The sequence below is a fragment of the Paenalcaligenes hermetiae genome (assembly GCF_039543645.1).
GTDB lineage: Bacteria > Pseudomonadota > Gammaproteobacteria > Burkholderiales > Burkholderiaceae_B > Paenalcaligenes > Paenalcaligenes hermetiae.
Genome location: NZ_BAABKD010000002.1, coordinates 391,908 through 408,289, shown reverse-complemented (window position 1 = coordinate 408,289; position 16,382 = coordinate 391,908). Strand labels below are relative to the sequence as shown.

The following is a 16,382-nucleotide window of genomic DNA, read 5'->3' as shown; positions in this document are numbered from 1 at the left end:
GGACGGCGAGGACGATCACGTTCACCTGCTTGTGGAATACCCGCCCAAGGTGGCTGTCTCCAATCTCGTGAACAGCCTCAAAGGCGTCTCCAGTCGCCTGCTGCGCAAGGAACGGCCCGACATCCAGAAGCGCTACTGGAAAGGCGTGCTGTGGTCGCCGTCCTATTTCGCTTCAAGCGGCGGCGGCGCGCCGATTTCCATCGTGCGCCAGTACATCGAGCAGCAGCAAACCCCACACTGAAACCCAAAGACAAGGACGGCTGCGCCGTCCGCGCTATCCTTCCCCGCCCTGAACGGCGGGGCTTGTCGCGCACCGGGTCACCCAGCCCAAAGCCGTATAAGTGGCAATTGTTTTATAATGACCCCTCTATTACGAGGGGTTTTTTCTTTACGTCTATGTCAAATTTAATTTTACAAGCTCTACGTTTTGAGCCATCTACTATAGAAACGATTGCGGCATTAGCTAATGCAGAAGGGGTCCAAGAGCTAGGTCCGACAGCAGTGCGTTTGTTGGGGGTAGATACGAGTCAATCGGCTGAAATTATGGCAGCCTGCCAACAAGCGCGGCTAGATTATGCGTTTATTGATCCTGTGCATTTGTTGCGTGACATGAAAATCCTTGCTATGGATATGGATTCTACGCTTATTAATATTGAGTGTATTGATGAAATTGCCGCAGCAGTTGGGCGCAAGGCCGAGGTGGCAGCGATCACAGAAGCCGCCATGCGTGGAGAGATTAAAGATTTTGCTGAAAGCTTAACCCGTCGGGTAGCGTTATTAGAAGGGGTGCCTGAGTCAGCTTTGTTGCAGGTATATGAACAGCGTTTGCAATTAAACGCTGGGGCAGAGCGCTTGGTAAAGGTAGCCAAGCAGCACGGTGTGCGTACCTTGCTTGTGTCAGGTGGTTTTACATTTTTTACGCAACGCTTGCAGGAGCGTTTAGGTATTGATGAGGCGTATGCGAATACCCTAGAGATCAAAGATGGCAAGCTGACGGGGCGGGTACAGGGGGATATTGTTGGCGCACAAACCAAAGCGGATCACGTATTGCGTTTAGCCAAAACACTCAATGCCACCAAAGAACAGATTATTGCAGTAGGTGATGGTGCAAATGATCTACCCATGATGGCACAGGCGTATTATTCCGTAGCGTATCGCGCTAAGCCAGTAGTACAAGAGCAAGCACGTTTTGCATTAAATGTGTCGCCTTTGGATGCGATTTTAAACTGGTTTAGATTGAGCTTCTGATCAAAAACAGGGGTAGGCAGCGCTCTTTAGTCAAGAGCGCTGAGATGGTTTAAGCCATTGCCTGTAGACCAAGCTGCTTAAATAGCTGGTTGAGCTTTTGGACACGTTGGGCAAGAGGTGTGGCTTGTGGCAGCTGGACACGAAGCTGGTCGGGCCCGTTAAAGCGAATCGTTTTGCTATGTTGTTGTACGAGTTCGATTAGCTGCACTGGATCTACGTTGGGTTTGGCATTGAACTGTAGAATGATTTGCTCTTCTTGTAAGTCCACTTTTTCTAAGCCTAATTGTTCGCCTTTAATACGGATCTGGTGCACTGTGAGTAGGTTTTTTGCTGGCTCGGGTAAAAGGCCATAGCGATCAATCAGTTCCTCGTGGACGAGTTCTAAATCGTCGTTATGCTGAGCGTGAGATAGCTTTTTGTAAAAGCTAAGACGTGCATGTACATCTGGGCAATAATCACTTGGCAATAAGGCGGGAGCGCGTAAATTGACCTCACATTTATTCTCAAAGGGTGAGAGCAAGTCCGGCTCTTCACCGGCTTTGAGGGCTTTGACGGCTTGGTTTAGCATGTCGGCATACATAGAAAAACCAATTTCCTGAATATTACCAGACTGGTGCTCTCCTAAAACCTCACCGGCGCCGCGGATTTCTAGATCGTTCATGGCTAAAAAGAAGCCCGCGCCCAGCTCATCCATGGCTTTAATGGCTTCTAAGCGCTTTTTGGCATTATTAGTGATGGCTTCTTCACCAGGAGTAAGTAAGTACGCATAGGCTTGGTGATGAGAGCGACCAACACGCCCGCGTAGCTGATGAAGCTGGGCTAAGCCTAGTTTGTCTGCACGCTGAATCACAATCGTATTGGCTGTGGGTACGTCAATCCCTGTTTCAATAATCGTGGTGCAAAGCAATACGTTAAATCGCTTTTGGTAGAAGTCTTTCATCACGCTTTCTAATTCGCGCTCAGGCATTTGTCCATGGGCAACTCCGATACGGGCCTCTGGAACGAGTTCTTGCAAGCGTGCGCGTCGATTTTCAATTGTTTCGACCTCGTTGTGTAAAAAATAGACTTGTCCACCACGCTTTAGCTCACGCAGTAAGGCTTCGCGGATGGTGCCTTCGTCCTCGCGCCGTACAAAGGTTTTAATAGCCAAACGCTTTTCAGGTGCTGTGGCAATAATAGAAAAGTCACGGATCCCCTCTAAAGACATACCTAGTGTGCGTGGGATGGGCGTGGCGGTTAAGGTCAGCATATCGACTTCGGCACGCAGCGCTTTGAGCGCCTCTTTTTGGCGCACACCAAAGCGGTGCTCCTCATCGATAATAACTAAGCCGAGGTCTTTGAATTTGACATCCTTAGAGAGAATTTTATGGGTGCCTATGACAATATCGACCTGACCGGTTGCTAGACCCTCGATGGTGGCTTTGGTTTGCTTGCTGGTTCTGAAGCGCGAAAGCTCAGCCACGGTAACGGGCCAGTCGGCAAAACGATCAGCAAAGCTTTGAGCGTGCTGTTCGGCTAATAAGGTCGTGGGGCAAAGAATGGCGACTTGTTTGCCATTGGCGACAGCAACAAAAGCCGCACGTAAAGCCACTTCTGTTTTTCCAAAGCCAACATCACCACAGATCAATCGATCCATGGGCTGTCCCGATTTCATGTCATTTAAGACAGCTTCGATGGCAGCCGCTTGATCTGGAGTGGGCTCAAAACCAAACCCCGCCGCAAAGGCCTCATAGTCATTCAGAGGGACTTGGTATTGCTGCCCTTGGCGCAGCGCGCGTTGTGCGTAGAGGGCTAAAAGCTCTGCTGCCGTATCGCGGGCTTGTTTAGCTGCTTTTTGACGTGCTTTTTCCCATTGGCCAGAGCCAAGCTGATGCAAGGGGGCGGACTCGGCATCGGTACCGCTATAGCGGGAAATAACATGTAGCTGGGCGACCGGTACATAAAGCGTTGCCTCATTGGCGTATTCCAAATGAAGGAGCTCTACTGGACCTTCTCCTAGGTCCATTTCAATCAGACCGTGATAACGCCCAATACCATGTTCTGCATGTACCACAGGATCCCCTTCGCGCAGTTCCGACAGGTCTTTCACCATCGCTTCGACTTGGCTGCGTTGGCTCCGTCGTCCGCGATGAGAGGTGCGAACCTGATTGGGGTAAAGGTCATTTTCTGTAAGTATGGTGATAGCGGCTTTTTTGAGTGCAAACCCTTGAAAGAGTGAAGCTGTGACTAAAGCAAAATGGCTATCACTATGAAGAAAATCATTGAAATCCGCACAGTCGGTGCGAGGGCTCAGGTCAAATTCATTGAGCATTTGTGTAAGGGTTTCGCGCCGCCCAGCTGAGTCAGCACACAATAATGTACGGCGGCTCGGGTCTAGCACTTCTGCACGCAAGGCCGCAATAGGGTCTTCGGCTCGTCTTGCTACGGCAACATTAGGGAGGGGAATAAAATCAGGATGGGCTTCCCCTTTTTGTAAATCCAGACGTGAAAAATGCTTTAGCTGACTAAAAAAGTTTTCTGCTGATAAAAAGAGCAAATCGGGAGCCAGTATGGGACGCTCTAGATCACTTTTCAAAAAGTGATACCGTTGGGCGGTATCGGTATGGAAGGCATCAATGGCTTGTTGGCAGTCTTGATGTGTAATAAGAATGCTGTCTTTGGGTAGATAGTCAAAAATGGTTGCCGTTTCCTCAAAGAATAAAGGCAGATAATATTCGACCCCAGCAAAAGCGATACCGTTTCCAATGTCTTTATAGGGAAGGGCTCGAGAAGGATCCCCTTCAAAATGTTCACGAAACTGAGAGCGAAATAGGTGGCGCGCCGTTTCATCTAAAGGGAACTCGCGCCCTGGAAGCAGGTCAATCTGGGAGACAGGGTACAAGCTGCGTTGGCTATCCACATCAAAAGCTCGAATCGATTCGATGTCGTTATCAAAAAGATCTAAGCGATACGGCAAGCTAGACCCCATAGGGAATAAGTCGATTAAGCCACCACGTATCGAGAACTCGCCGGGAGCGGAGACTTGGGTGACATGACTGTAGTTGGCAAGCAACATTTGCTCTTTAAATTGTTGCTCGTCCAGTTGGTCTCCTTGTTTAAAGCTAAAGCTATAAGCAGCTAAAAAAGTAGGGGGGGCAAGCCGGTATAATGCGGTACTGACCGGAATGGTGAGCACGTCGACATTAGACTCAAGTAGGGCATTGAGTGTGCGTAAACGCGCTGAAATCAGGTCCTCATGAGGGGAAAACCGGTCATAGGCAAGGGTTTCCCAGTCTGGGAAGGCCTGCACACGTAGCTGTGGGTTAAATAATAGGATTTCATCACAGAGGCGCTGAGCATCGACGGGGTGTGCACAAAACACCGCAACAGGCGCTTGGCCATGAGTAGCCAAATCGGCAATTAAACACGCGTCGCCAGATCCAGGGGGCATAGGTTGCTGATAGCGTTGTCCTTTTTTTAATGCCTGTAAGGTTTGAGTGGTACTGTTAAGATATTGCACTGGATCAGAAGGGCGTTGGGTTTTGCTCATAGGATGAAGGTTAATTATGTCGAAAAAAATAATTGCATTGGTCCCTGCGGCGGGCATAGGAGCACGCGCTAGGCGTCCGTCTACAGCGGCTATCTTAAAGCCTGATTTACCTAAGCAGTATGAGTTGCTTAATGGCTTACCTATGCTCCGATTATCGGTGATGGCTATGTTAGCCGATCCGCGTATTCATCAGGTAAGAGTCATTGTAAGCCCAACGGATACTTGGGTGGAGCGAGCGCTTGCTGGGCTAGAGCGAGTGATCTGGCGTCCGGTTGGCGGTGCTACACGTGCTGACACAGTGTATAACGGCTTACAGGACTGGCAGCCCCAGGAAGACGAGTGGGTAGTGGTGCATGATGCCGCTCGGCCAGGGCTTCCTGCGCAGGCGTTACAACGTTTGATTGACCAGTGTTTAGCCCATAATCAAGGCGGGATATTGGCTATTCCTATTCCAGATACCGTCAAGCGTGCCACGGTTGAGGAACCCCCAAGGATTAGCCAGACCGTGCCTAGAGAGGCCCTGTGGTTGGCGCAAACACCACAAATGTTCAAAGCGGTAGCTTTACAAGCCGCATTGCAACAGGCTAAAGAGCAGGGGTTTGTTGTGACAGACGAGGCTTCAGCAATGGAGCAGCAAGGCTATCAACCTTTATTAGTTCAGGGTGATCCTAGAAATTTCAAGGTGACGTGGCCGCATGATTTTCAGTTATTGGAAAAATGGTTATGAATTTACGAGTAGGACAGGGGTTTGATATCCATGCATTGGTGGAAAATCGTCCATTGATTATTGGTGGCGTTACCATTCCACATACGCATGGGCTATTGGGGCATTCTGATGCGGATGTATTAATGCATGCTGTTACGGATGCGATTTTAGGTGCGGCGGGCTTAGGGGATATTGGCCGACATTTTCCCGATACGGATGAACAGTACAAGGGAGCGGATAGTCGGGTTTTGTTGCGTACCGCACTGGATATGGTTAAAAGACAAGGTTGGGAAATTATCAACTTGGATGCCACGATTCATGCGCAAGCGCCAAAAATTGGGCCGCATGCACCTGCGATGATAGAAAACCTCGCCGCAGATTTGCAGCTTAGTGCCGATCGTATCAATATCAAAGCCAAAACCAACGAAGGCTTAGGGCATTTAGGGCGTAAAGAGGGGATTGCTGCAAACGTGGTGGTATTGATTTACCAGTCTGAAACCTAATTTTTTAGCTCCTACGTGCCACGTAAATACGCTAAGGCACGTAGTGTGGCTAAGTGTAGGCTAGCTTAAGACAGGGCCACCGATTTCCCGATTACTGGCGCAAAGGGATTCAGTCTGGATCGCATCTAAAACCCGTAGAATTTCATCTGGGTTCCGGCCAACGTTAAGGTTATTAACGGAAATATGTTGGATAACGTTGTCGGGATCGATAATAAAGGTGGCGCGTAGGGCAACCCCTTCGGTTTTGTGGCGAATACCCAGCTGATCAATTAGTGCACCGGTGGTGTCTGCAAACTGATAGTGCTGTAAACGCGCTAAGTCTGGGTGTTCGCGTCGCCATGCCAGTTTTACGAATTCGTTATCACTGGAGCCGCCTAAAACTACTGCGTCCCGCTTTTGAAACTCGGGGCCTAGTGCATTAAAACGCGTGATTTCGGTTGGGCATACCGTAGTAAAATCTTTAGGATAAAAGTAAACGATTTTCCATTTGTCTGGAAACGAGCTTTCTGTGATGTCCTCGAAAGCGGAGATCCCGTTTTCTTGGGGGTCATTAAACCCTGGTTTAACCCCTATGACTTTAAAAGGCTCGATTTTATCGCCAACGGTTTTCATATGTATCCTTTATACTCTAAACATAGAGTAGATTCTACGCGAATCACACCGTTTTTCTAGCACTTTCACGGACTTTTAGCTTAGGGATTTCGATACGTGCTGTTAGACCTTGGCCTGGAGGCGAGCGTAGCTCTAAACGCCCCCCAATGGGCTGTAAAAGACGTTCTACAATTGCTAAGCCCAAGCCTGCACCATTGACACCTGTACGGGCAAGCTCACCACGAGAAAAAGGACGTAGTAGACGCTGCACTTCGTGTTCCTCGATGCCTTTGCCTTGGTCTTGGACTTTAATTTCTATCATGTTGCCTTTGGAGTGTGCGCTCAGATGAATATAAGCTCGGTCGTCGGTTGGACTACGTCCATAGCGTCGTGCATTTTCAATGAGGTTGCTTACAATACGTTTTAAATCATTGGCGTCTATACGAGCAAAAAGGTGGGGCACAATATCTGCTGTTAGCTGTCCACCAAGACTTTCTGTATGGCTGCGCTCACGATCAAAAAGGTCTGTTAGGACCTGACTGATATTGATCCCTTCATCTGGGGCTTTGGCGGCTGGGCGAGCATATTCCATTAATTGCGCAATACTGCGATCTATTTGAGCTAAGTCTTCATCAATAGCTTGGCGTGTCTCCTCGCTAACATTTGAGAGTTCGATCTCTAAGCGCATGCGGGCTAGAGGGGTTCGTAAGTCGTGAGAAATCCCCGCAAGCATGATTTCCCGATCTGCTTCGGCCTGTCGGATATCACGGGTCATGCGATTAAAAGCCACATTCATGTTACGGATTTCTGCTGGGCCTTTTTCGGGTAAAGGGGATGGCGTTTCGCCACGAGCGAGTTGTTGGGTGACTTGTGCTAGTTGAGCAAGGGGACGGTTTACAAAACGTACGCTGACGGCAGCGCCTAAAAAAGATAAAAGCAATGCTGAGAGAATCCATCCTATCCACTCTGCGCCTGCTATCAGACTTAGCTGTTCTCGGTCAAAGACCAACCAGTATTCATCTCCCTCTAGATCGAAAGAGACCCAGATGCCAGGCGCTTCATTAACGGACCACATAATTAGTGTTTGGCTACCTAAGCCATTACGTACCTCTTCTGAAACACGTTGCCAATAAGGTGATCGTAGAATAGGCTCGAGGATGTCTTCTTCTTCGCGGGGTTGTACGCGTAGGCCTTCTTGGGTGGCAAGATCTAGTAGTAACGCTGGACGCTGCTCTAGTGGGGCGTAGGTTAGCGCAGAGCGCGTAATACTAACAGAGGTAATAACGCGGTGTGCCATCTGTACTGCGCGTGGACCGGACTCCATGGAGAAAAAAGTTTGAAGCCAGATACCAAAGCTGACGCCCATTAGCCCTAAGAGTAAGAAAAAGGTGCGACTAAAAAGCCCCATTTTAAAAGGGGGCTTTTTAGAGACTGTAGAGATTGTTTTGGCGGTTTTCATGCCATGATCATACCGTTAATGGCCACCATCTGGTACAAAAACATAGCCTAAACCCCACACTGTTTGAATAAAAACAGGCTTAGATGGGTTGGGTTCGATCAGTTTACGTAAACGAGAAATTTGTACATCCAAGCTGCGGTCAAAAGCTTCGTATTCGCGACCACGTGCTAATTCCATTAGTTTGTCGCGAGACAAAGGAATTTTTGGATGGCGCGCAAAGACTTTTAAGACAGAGAACTCGCCCGTGGTAATGGGCACCACTTCTTCGCCTTTTAGTAAGGTGCGAGTCGATAGGTTTAGGGTGTAAGGCCCAAACTCAATGGACTCATTTTCCTGACTAGGGGCGCCGGGGTGTTCTTCTGTGCCGCGGCGACGTAAAATGGCATTGACTCGCGCTAAGAGCTCGCGCGGGTTAAATGGCTTAACTAAATAGTCGTCTGCACCCATTTCTAAGCCAACAATGCGGTCGATTTCCTCGGCCTTTGCCGTTAGCATAATAATAGGTGTGTTATCGTGACCACCACGTAAACGACGACAAATTGATAGTCCATCTTCGCCTGGCAGCATTAAATCAAGGACCAGTAAATCAAAGTGTTCGCGTTGCCAGAGTTTGGACATCTCTTTGCCATCTTCTGCAACAAAGACATTAAAGCCTTGTTCTGAAAGATAGCGACGCAATAAATCGCGTAAACGTGGGTCGTCATCGACGACGAGTATTTTTCTGGTAAGGGGCTGATTTTGTGTGTTCATGATTAAAATGTAACAGGCAAAAAGGTGGTCGTACAGGCTCGTAGAAAAATTTTACATTTGATGCTTTTTTCTGGATGGACACCCTGTAAAAAACACATATAGATACAATCTGTTACCTTTTTGGTGTAAAAAATACGGTCATTGCTTGACGCAAAAGCGTACGATAGGTGCTTTTTTATCTGGATGCGAGCAGCATTTGTTGGGATGGAAATAGGATGAAAGTAAATATTCTAGCTCTCGATAGTGCGAGTGCAGTCTGTGGTGTGGCTTTGCTTTGTGTCCATCAGAGTCAGCGTCAGCATTATGTTGTAGAGCATCATGGTAGTACAGAGCATGCAGAGCGTATGTTGCCGCTTATTGATCAGGTGTTAACGCAAGCTAATCTAAAGCGAGCGGATCTGGATCTGATTGCTTTTGCGCAAGGGCCTGGGGGGTTTACTGGCTTACGTGTGGCGTGCGGTGTTGCTCAAGGCTTGGCTTATGGGCTGGGCTTAAAAGTAGCAGCGGTGCCTTCATTATTGGGCGTAGCAGCTCAACAGGCGCAGCATGATATAGAAACCATTGAAATTGTTGTGGCGGATGCGCGTATGCTGGAGCTATATGTGGGGGCATATCAACAAACCACCACAGGCGCTTGGTATGCTCTACATAAGCCCATGTTAATTCATCATTCTCAAGTTTTGCAGTATATCCAACACCTTTTAGCGCAACAACAAAGCTTTAAAAAACCGAGTGTTTTACGTGTGTCGGGTGATGGCTTAGTGGCTTTTCCTGATTTGTTAGCCTCTTTACAGGCTTTACCTGTACACCTAGGTGGCACTGAGCTGCCTAAAGCAACGACGATTGCGGACTTAGCCTGGTTGCAATACCAACACCAGCAGTTGATTGAGCCTGCGTTGGCAGCACCGCTTTATGTGCGCAATCGCGTCGCATTTACGACGGCGGAGCGAGAAACCGGTTTAGGTGGTAATCCTAGCTCGACGTGGCAAGCCACGCATATCCGCCCGGCAGTAGCGACGGACTTAGCCGAAGTAGCAGCTCTAGAGGCGGAGTTACAGTTTGCGCCTTGGTCGCAATCAGCTTTAGAAAGTAGTATGGCGAGTGGGCATGTGCTATGGGTGGCTTTACAGGCAGATAAGGTCGTGGCTTATGCGATGATGATGCCAGCGCAAGAGGATTGGGAGCTCTTGCTTATTGGGGTGGCGCCTGTCGCCCAACGGCAGGGGGTTGCTCAACAGCTTCTTTGTTATGCAGAACAACACGCACGAGCCCAAGGTGCGAAAAAAATACATCTTGAGGTGCGAGCGTCGAATCAGCCTGCTATTGCCTTGTACGAAGGGGCAGGTTATGTTCAGGTGGGTATCAGAAAAAATTATTACGCATTGCCTGAGCAGCAGCGCGAAGACGCGGTGCTCTATACAAAAATACTGGCTTAATTACCTATGCCCATGCCTTCTCTTCAATTATCTGCTTTACAAACAAGTTGGCTCCAAGAAATTGGTGTTGCCTCTCCGTTTCTAGCGCCTTATCGTAAATCAGTGTCGGCACCCGCCCAGATGAAATCCGTCTCGGCACCTGTGATGACTTCTTCTTCGGTTGTACCTATTCAGGCGAAAGAAGCTTTAGCTCAAGCCAAGGCCTTATTGACGCCGGAGACGACACCGTCTGCTCTCCCTAAGGTGACGCAGGATACGGTGTTAACGAAACGCGTGGGGGCGACCACGGATGTATCCCAAATCGATGTAGAGCAAATGGGCTGGGAGCAATTGCACGCTTATGTGCAGCAGTGTCAACAGTGTGCTTTGCATGAGCAGCGACAACAAGTGGTTGTGGGGGCAGGGCAGCAACAACAACCGGATTGGTTGGTGATTAGTTCTGCTCCGAGTAGCTACGAAGAGCTAGCAGGCTTACCGATGCAGGGTAAAAGTGGGGAGTTATTTGCAGCACAAATGCAAAGCATTGGTATTGTGCCTTTTGAGCAGATGTACATGACGCAGTTATTAAAGTGTCGCTCTGTTGGTCAGTCGCAAACGGAATACATACAGGCCTGTTTTGGTGTGTTGTTGCGGCAAATAAAGCTTTTACAACCAAAGCGTTTATTGTTATTGGGATCGAAGGCCACGGCGATATTTTTACAAGGGGATTTTGAGGCTTTGCGTGGGGAAGTTCACCATTGGAAAAGTCCCGAAGGTATGACGCTGCCTACAATTGTGAGTTATCACCCTGCATCTATTTTATTACGCCCACAGTTAAAAGCCCGCGCGTGGGCAGATTTGCTACTATGTAAGCGCTTAATGACAACATAAAACACAGGAATGAGGAGACAAGATGGCCCATTATTCTCCGCAACTACCCACCATTGCGCTTCATTTAATCTAACTGGGCACCCAGCCATATCCATACCTTATGGGCGAGTTGGGGAAAATTTGCCCATAGGGTTACAATTGGTTGGAGCACAGCTCAATGAACGTTTGTTATTACAGGTGGCGTATGCTTATGAATCGGCTTATCTAAACGATTTTTATATGCAGCGTAAGCAGTTAGCACTCTTGTAATGCTTTGCCGTGACCCTCTTCGCCAATACACTGTGAAAGAAGGGGGTCGCGTTTATGATTTTGTTTATTCCAGTAAATAAACACCAGCATCATAGTAGCCACGAGTAACCCAAAAATCATAATGATGACATTAATGGGTAAGCGTAACCACAACAGTAAGCTATAAAGGCTTAACATAAAAAGAATATTCAGCTGTTCGTTAAAATTCTGCACAGCAATCGAGTGCCCAGCAGACAAAAGCACATGACCGCGATGCTGTAAAAGAGCATTCATGGGAACAACAAAAAAGCCAGAAGTAGCGCCAATTAAAAGTAATAAGCTATGCACGGCCCACGTGCTTTTGACAAAAGGCATCAGTAGCACCACTAGCCCCATAGCTACCCCCATAGGCAATACAGATAAGGCTTTTTTCAGAGGAACTTTACCGGCTAAATAGGCGCCTACAATTGTTCCTAGGGCTGCGACCCCCATTAAAATTGAGGCTTGATCTAAACGGTAGCCGAGCTGTTGCGCGCCCCACTCAATAACGATGAATTGCAAGGTGGCACCAGCACCCCAAAAAAGGGTGGTGACAGCAAGCGAAATTTGGCCTAGCTTGTCTTGCCAAAGCACACAGACATAGCCTTTAAAATCATGAATCAAGGCAAAAGGATTGGTTTTTTGCTGGGGGTAGTGAACATGGGTTTTAGGAATGAGTAAATTGCAGGCTGCCGCCGCAAGATAAATAAAACCAATGATTAAAATGGCGGCCTCGGTTCGATTGGTTGCCATTTGATTGATACCGGGCGTGTTTTGGAGGGTGGGGCTAATATCGGGGTGGATTAAAACGCCGCCTAATACCGTCCCTACAATGATAGAAAGCACGGTTAGACCCTCGATCCAGCTGTTGCCTTTGACTAAGAGTTCAGGTTTGAGCATCTCGGTGACAATACCGTATTTAGCCGGTGAGTAGGCCGCGGCACCAATGCCGACCAGTGTGTAGGCAAAAAAGATGTAAAACAGTTGCATGTCTTGGCTGCTAGCCAAAGTATGCAAATTAAACATCAAGGCGCAGCCGATAAATTTGATGCCATTGGTGATAAACATCACACGCCCTTTAGGGAATGCATCGGCAAAAGCGCCTACAAACGCCGCTAAGGCGACATAGGCCAAAGCAAACCACCATTTCATAAGGGGAACCATCCAATCGGGCCCGCTTAGGTCGGCGATTAAAGCGATGGCGGCGATCAATAATGCGTTATCAGCAACAGAAGACAGCGCTTGCGCTGCCATAACTAGATAGAAACCTTTATTCAAAACGTATCTCGATGAAGAGGTGGGATGAAAATCCCCACGTAGGTGATTTTGATTGGATGTAACTCAGTATAGCCTTATGTTATTTTTCTGGCTAAAGGAACACGTTTGCGAAGCGACTGCGTTATCATACGAAAGCTGTAACTATTTTGCCTAGTGGGTTTTTAGTGCGTCTAACACAAATTAAATTATCGGGTTTTAAGTCGTTTGTCGATACGACGGTGATTCCTACCCCAAGCCAGTTAGTGGGGGTCGTAGGGCCAAATGGCTGTGGTAAGTCAAATATTATTGATGCAGTACGTTGGGTGCTGGGGGAAAGCCGTGCCTCGGAGCTACGTGGTGGCTCCATGCAGGATGTAATTTTTAATGGTTCGGATCAGCGTAAGCCTGCAGCACGTGCTTCGGTAGAGCTAACTTTTGATAATGCCGAAGGGCGCATTACGGGGCAGTGGGGTGCTTATACCGAGATAGCGGTACGTAGAGAGCTGACTCGCGATGGAACCAGCGGTTATTTTATTAACGGCCAGCAAGTACGTCGTCGAGACATCAATGATATGTTTCTTGGTACGGGGCTAGGGGCGCGTGGTTATGCCATTATTGGTCAGGGAATGATTAACCGGCTTATTGAAGCCAAGCCAGAGGAGCTACGTGTTTATTTAGAGGAAGCAGCGGGCGTTTCCCGTTATAAAGAGCGACGTAAAGAAACCGAGAGTCGGCTACGTGATACGCGGGAAAATCTGACGCGTTTAGAGGATATTTTGCAGGAGCTTGAGCAGCAGTTAATACGCCTAGAAGCTCAAGCCGAAGTGGCTAAAACATATCAGGCGCTGCAAGCCGAAGGCGAAAAAAAGCAACATGTGCTGTGGTGGCTGAAAGAAAACCAAGCTCGTGAGGAGCAAAAGCGACATTTTTTAGCTATAGAGCAGGCTCAAAACGAAGTGGAAGCAGCCATGGCGACGATGCGCAATACCGAGGCTCGCATTGAGCAATTGCGACAACAGCATTTTGATGCCACAGAGCAGGTACAAAAAGCGCAAGGGGGCCTGTATCAGATCAACGCAACAGTGAGCCGAATTGAAGCCGATATTCAACACGCGAATACGGCGCAAACGCGTATGGAGCAACGCCAGCAACAACTTGAGCAGCAAAAAAAAGAATGGGAGCAGCTGCATCAGGACAGCGCGGCCGAGCTAGAGCAAAAGCAGCTGGAGCTTGAAGAGTTGGCAGGGCAAATAGAAGAAAGCTTGATGCGTATTGAACAGATGCAAGAGCAGCTAGAGCCAGCAGAACAACAGCAGCATCAACTTCAAGCCAAGCGTGACCAGTTGGTGCAGCAACAACAAGAGGCGAAGCATCAGGTAGCGTTAGCAGAACAAAGGCGACAGTCATTGCAACAACAGCAAGAGCAATTATTGCATCGCCAGCGACGTTATCAGGAGGAGTGGCAGCAGCTGCATCAGGCCCAGCCGCAGGAGATCGAGAGGCTGCATGAGCAAGCGACTGCGGCGGAGCAAAAAGCCCATGCCTCCCAGCGGCAGTTACAAGAACTAGAGCAGGCTTTAGATGTTGCACGCGAGCAGCAGCAACAAAAGCAAAAATTATTGCATGAGCAGCAACAGCTATTGACACAAATTGAAGCGCAACTGACTGCTTTAGAAAGCGTGCAGCAGCAAGTGCAGCGACAAGAGGAACTAGAAGGGTGGTTAAGTACTCATGGTTTCGCTCGCAAGTCACGTTTGTGGCAGATGTTGCAAGTAGAGCCAGGGTGGGAGCAAGCGGTCGAGGCTGTGCTTGGTCAGCGTTTACAAGCTTTGGTGTTAAAAGACTGGAGCGAGTTAACATCTATGCAGGCTAGTCCGCCGGCGCGTGTTGGGTTTAGTAAGGCTGAGCAGGAGCTATCCTTGTCACCGGCAACGAATGCCGTGGACTTTGCTGAGCCTTTATTTAATAAGATTCGACTTAAAGATTCAGCTTGGGAGACCACCCTAGCAGCGATGCTAGCTCATGTGTATAGTGTTCCTACTTTTTCTGAGGCTTTGGCTCAGCGAGCAAAACTACCTGCCGAAGCGATGTTGGTGACTCCCGAAGGGCATATCGTCCAAGCCTATCAGGTTTTATTGTACGCTGCCGACTCAGAGCAGGCCGGTGTGCTCGCTAGACAGCAGCTGATCGAGGAGCAAAAGAAAGCAGCGAAAGCACAGCGCTTACATGTAGATGTGGCACAAACACAATTTGAGCAGGCTCAACAACACGTGGAGCAAACGCGTTTAGTGGTGCAACAACAGATAGAGCAGGTGCAAACGAGCACGCAACAAATGCATGAGCAGCGTTTTGTTTATCAGCAGGCGTTGCAGCTCCAGCAGCAAGCACAACAACGCAAGCAACAGTTAAAGCAAGAGATCGAAGAAATAACAGAGCAGTTGGATACCTACCGGTTACAGAGCGAGGAGATTGCTTTACAGCAAGAAGAGCTCGCATGGCAAATCGAAGAGCTCAATGAGCACATCGAGCAGTATCAGGAGAAGTTAACGGATATTGACGATATCTGTCAGCAATTACGACAGCAGTTGCGTGAAATCGAACAGCAACATCAGCGCTTACAATATAATAAAAGCTTAATAGAGGTTCGTGTTGATGAGCTTTTACGTAGTCAGCAGCAAGCATTCGATTTGGCTCAGCGTACGCAAATGGAGCTTGCTGGTTTAGAGAGTGAATACGAGCATATCGATGTGGATGAACTACATGCGATGTTGCAAGAGGCTTTAGAACAGCGCGTAGAGCAAGAGGATCAGGTACAGCAGCAGCAAAAACATTTAGCAGAGCTTGCGATGCAGCTGCAAGACTTAGAGCAAAATCGCCATCAGACTGGGGATGGAATCGAGCCTTTACGTCAACGAGTCATTGAGCTGCAGCTTGCAGAGCAAGCGGCTCGTATGACCGTAGAGCAATATGCTGAGCAGCTAAACGCTCAGCAGGTGGACCGGCAGGATTTAGCGGCTTTTATGCAAGACCAACCGGAAAGTTGGCATAAAGTCACTTGGCTACAGACAGAAGTGCAGCGCGTGAACCGAGCGATCACAGCACTGGGGGCGGTTAACTTGGCAGCCCTAGAGGAGCTCCGTTTGGCTCAAGAGCGCCAACAGTATCTCCAGTCGCAACATGATGATCTGACCCAAGCCATAGAAACCCTAGAAAATGCGATTCGAAAAATTGATAGAGAAACGCGAGCATTACTACAAAGTACTTTTAACGAAGTTAATCAGCATTTTGGTAATCTATTTCCACAACTTTTTGGTGGGGGGGAAGCCAAACTGATGATGACAGGGGATGAAATTCTTGATGCAGGTGTTCAAGTCATGGCTCAGCCACCGGGTAAGCGTAATAGTACAATCCAACTGTTATCGGGTGGAGAAAAAGCATTGACAGCAACGGCTTTGGTTTTTGCTTTTTTTAAACTAAACCCCGCACCATTTTGTTTGCTGGATGAGGTCGACGCGCCTTTAGATGATGCCAACACAGAGCGCTATGCCAATTTAGTTCAGAGTATGAGTGATCAAACACAGTTTTTATTTATTTCTCACAATAAAATTGCTATGCAAATGGCCAAGCAACTGGTTGGAGTGACCATGCAAGAACAGGGGGTTTCCCGTATTGTTGCTGTAGATATGGCTGCTGCAGTCGAAATGGCGCAATAATATTGTCATAATATCGTTAATATGTTTAGCCTAAAAAAGGGTCGGGTCGCATA

Annotated in this window: 12 protein-coding genes and 1 pseudogene; 8 read left to right on the top strand and 5 right to left on the bottom strand. The window is 48.3% G+C overall.

All coding sequences use genetic code 11. From position 1 onward, the window contains the following. Positions 1-241: pseudogene (tnpA, locus tag ABD980_RS03595) on the top strand (IS200/IS605-like element ISAba30 family transposase); the annotation flags it as partial. A gap of 155 nt (positions 242-396) precedes the next feature. After that, the gene (gene serB, locus ABD980_RS03590; protein ID WP_345369635.1) at positions 397-1,248 is read left to right on the top strand and encodes a phosphoserine phosphatase SerB; all 852 of its coding nucleotides are present in this window, start codon (positions 397-399) and stop codon (positions 1,246-1,248) included. 49 nt (positions 1,249-1,297) lie between these two features. On the opposite strand, the gene mfd is transcribed toward serB, so the two are convergent. Further along, the gene (gene mfd / locus ABD980_RS03585; RefSeq protein ID WP_345369633.1) at positions 1,298-4,777 is read right to left on the bottom strand and encodes a transcription-repair coupling factor; all 3,480 of its coding nucleotides are present in this window, start codon (positions 4,775-4,777) and stop codon (positions 1,298-1,300) included. A gap of 16 nt (positions 4,778-4,793) precedes the next feature. On the opposite strand from mfd, the gene ispD reads away from it, so the two are divergent. After that, a complete protein-coding gene (gene ispD, locus ABD980_RS03580; protein ID WP_345369631.1) occupies positions 4,794-5,504 on the top strand; it encodes a 2-C-methyl-D-erythritol 4-phosphate cytidylyltransferase in 711 nt (236 codons plus the stop codon). Further along, positions 5,495-5,986 carry a 2-C-methyl-D-erythritol 2,4-cyclodiphosphate synthase gene (ispF, locus tag ABD980_RS03575; RefSeq protein WP_345369629.1) on the top strand — a complete coding sequence of 164 codons (492 nt, stop codon included), beginning with the start codon at positions 5,495-5,497 and terminating at the stop codon, positions 5,984-5,986. The genes ispD and ispF overlap by 10 nt, the downstream gene beginning before the upstream one ends. A 60-nt stretch (positions 5,987-6,046) precedes the next feature. Here the strand turns inward: ispF and ABD980_RS03570 are convergent, their stop codons facing one another. From ABD980_RS03570 to ompR, 3 genes are read right to left on the bottom strand one after another with little or no spacing between them, the layout of a single operon-like run. Continuing rightward, positions 6,047-6,598 (bottom strand): peroxiredoxin, encoded by a 552-nt coding sequence (locus ABD980_RS03570; RefSeq protein ID WP_260649860.1) that lies wholly within the window; start codon positions 6,596-6,598, stop codon positions 6,047-6,049. A gap of 43 nt (positions 6,599-6,641) precedes the next feature. Then, positions 6,642-8,036, bottom strand: coding sequence for a sensor histidine kinase (locus ABD980_RS03565; protein WP_345369627.1), 1,395 nt, complete (start codon positions 8,034-8,036; stop codon positions 6,642-6,644). Between the two features lie 15 nt (positions 8,037-8,051). After that, the gene (gene ompR / locus ABD980_RS03560; RefSeq protein ID WP_260649858.1) at positions 8,052-8,786 is read right to left on the bottom strand and encodes an osmolarity response regulator transcription factor OmpR; all 735 of its coding nucleotides are present in this window, start codon (positions 8,784-8,786) and stop codon (positions 8,052-8,054) included. 215 nt (positions 8,787-9,001) lie between these two features. Here ompR and tsaB point away from each other — a divergent pair, with 215 nt between their 5' ends. From tsaB to ABD980_RS03545, 3 genes are read left to right on the top strand one after another with little or no spacing between them, the layout of a single operon-like run. Beyond that, positions 9,002-10,222 carry a tRNA (adenosine(37)-N6)-threonylcarbamoyltransferase complex dimerization subunit type 1 TsaB gene (tsaB, locus tag ABD980_RS03555; protein ID WP_345369624.1) on the top strand — a complete coding sequence of 407 codons (1,221 nt, stop codon included), beginning with the start codon at positions 9,002-9,004 and terminating at the stop codon, positions 10,220-10,222. A 12-nt stretch (positions 10,223-10,234) separates the two neighbouring features. Continuing rightward, the gene (locus ABD980_RS03550; RefSeq protein WP_345369621.1) at positions 10,235-11,092 is read left to right on the top strand and encodes a uracil-DNA glycosylase; all 858 of its coding nucleotides are present in this window, start codon (positions 10,235-10,237) and stop codon (positions 11,090-11,092) included. 9 nt (positions 11,093-11,101) lie between these two features. Beyond that, on the top strand, positions 11,102-11,341 hold the full coding sequence (locus tag ABD980_RS03545; protein ID WP_345369619.1) for an amidase family protein: 240 nt from the start codon (positions 11,102-11,104) through the stop codon (positions 11,339-11,341). On the opposite strand, the gene lplT is transcribed toward ABD980_RS03545, so the two are convergent. Continuing rightward, positions 11,327-12,637, bottom strand: a complete 1,311-nt coding sequence (gene lplT, locus ABD980_RS03540; protein ID WP_345369617.1) for a lysophospholipid transporter LplT — start codon at positions 12,635-12,637, stop codon at positions 11,327-11,329. The two genes, ABD980_RS03545 and lplT, sit on opposite strands and share 15 nt — an antisense overlap. Positions 12,638-12,801: 164 nt before the next feature. Here lplT and smc point away from each other — a divergent pair, with 164 nt between their 5' ends. Beyond that, positions 12,802-16,329: a chromosome segregation protein SMC gene (smc, locus tag ABD980_RS03535; RefSeq protein ID WP_345369666.1), complete on the top strand. Its 3,528-nt coding sequence runs from the start codon at positions 12,802-12,804 to the stop codon at positions 16,327-16,329. Positions 16,330-16,382: the final 53 nt, after the last annotated feature.

Coding starts and splice junctions, on each gene's coding strand:
- serB (WP_345369635.1), top strand. CDS start 397: ATGTCAAATTTAATTTTACAAGCTCTACGTTTTGAGCCATCTACTATA.
- mfd (WP_345369633.1), bottom strand. CDS start 4,777: ATGAGCAAAACCCAACGCCCTTCTGATCCAGTGCAATATCTTAACAGT.
- ispD (WP_345369631.1), top strand. CDS start 4,794: ATGTCGAAAAAAATAATTGCATTGGTCCCTGCGGCGGGCATAGGAGCA.
- ispF (WP_345369629.1), top strand. CDS start 5,495: ATGGTTATGAATTTACGAGTAGGACAGGGGTTTGATATCCATGCATTG.
- ABD980_RS03570 (WP_260649860.1), bottom strand. CDS start 6,598: ATGAAAACCGTTGGCGATAAAATCGAGCCTTTTAAAGTCATAGGGGTT.
- ABD980_RS03565 (WP_345369627.1), bottom strand. CDS start 8,036: ATGAAAACCGCCAAAACAATCTCTACAGTCTCTAAAAAGCCCCCTTTT.
- ompR (WP_260649858.1), bottom strand. CDS start 8,786: ATGAACACACAAAATCAGCCCCTTACCAGAAAAATACTCGTCGTCGAT.
- tsaB (WP_345369624.1), top strand. CDS start 9,002: ATGAAAGTAAATATTCTAGCTCTCGATAGTGCGAGTGCAGTCTGTGGT.
- ABD980_RS03550 (WP_345369621.1), top strand. CDS start 10,235: ATGCCTTCTCTTCAATTATCTGCTTTACAAACAAGTTGGCTCCAAGAA.
- ABD980_RS03545 (WP_345369619.1), top strand. CDS start 11,102: ATGAGGAGACAAGATGGCCCATTATTCTCCGCAACTACCCACCATTGC.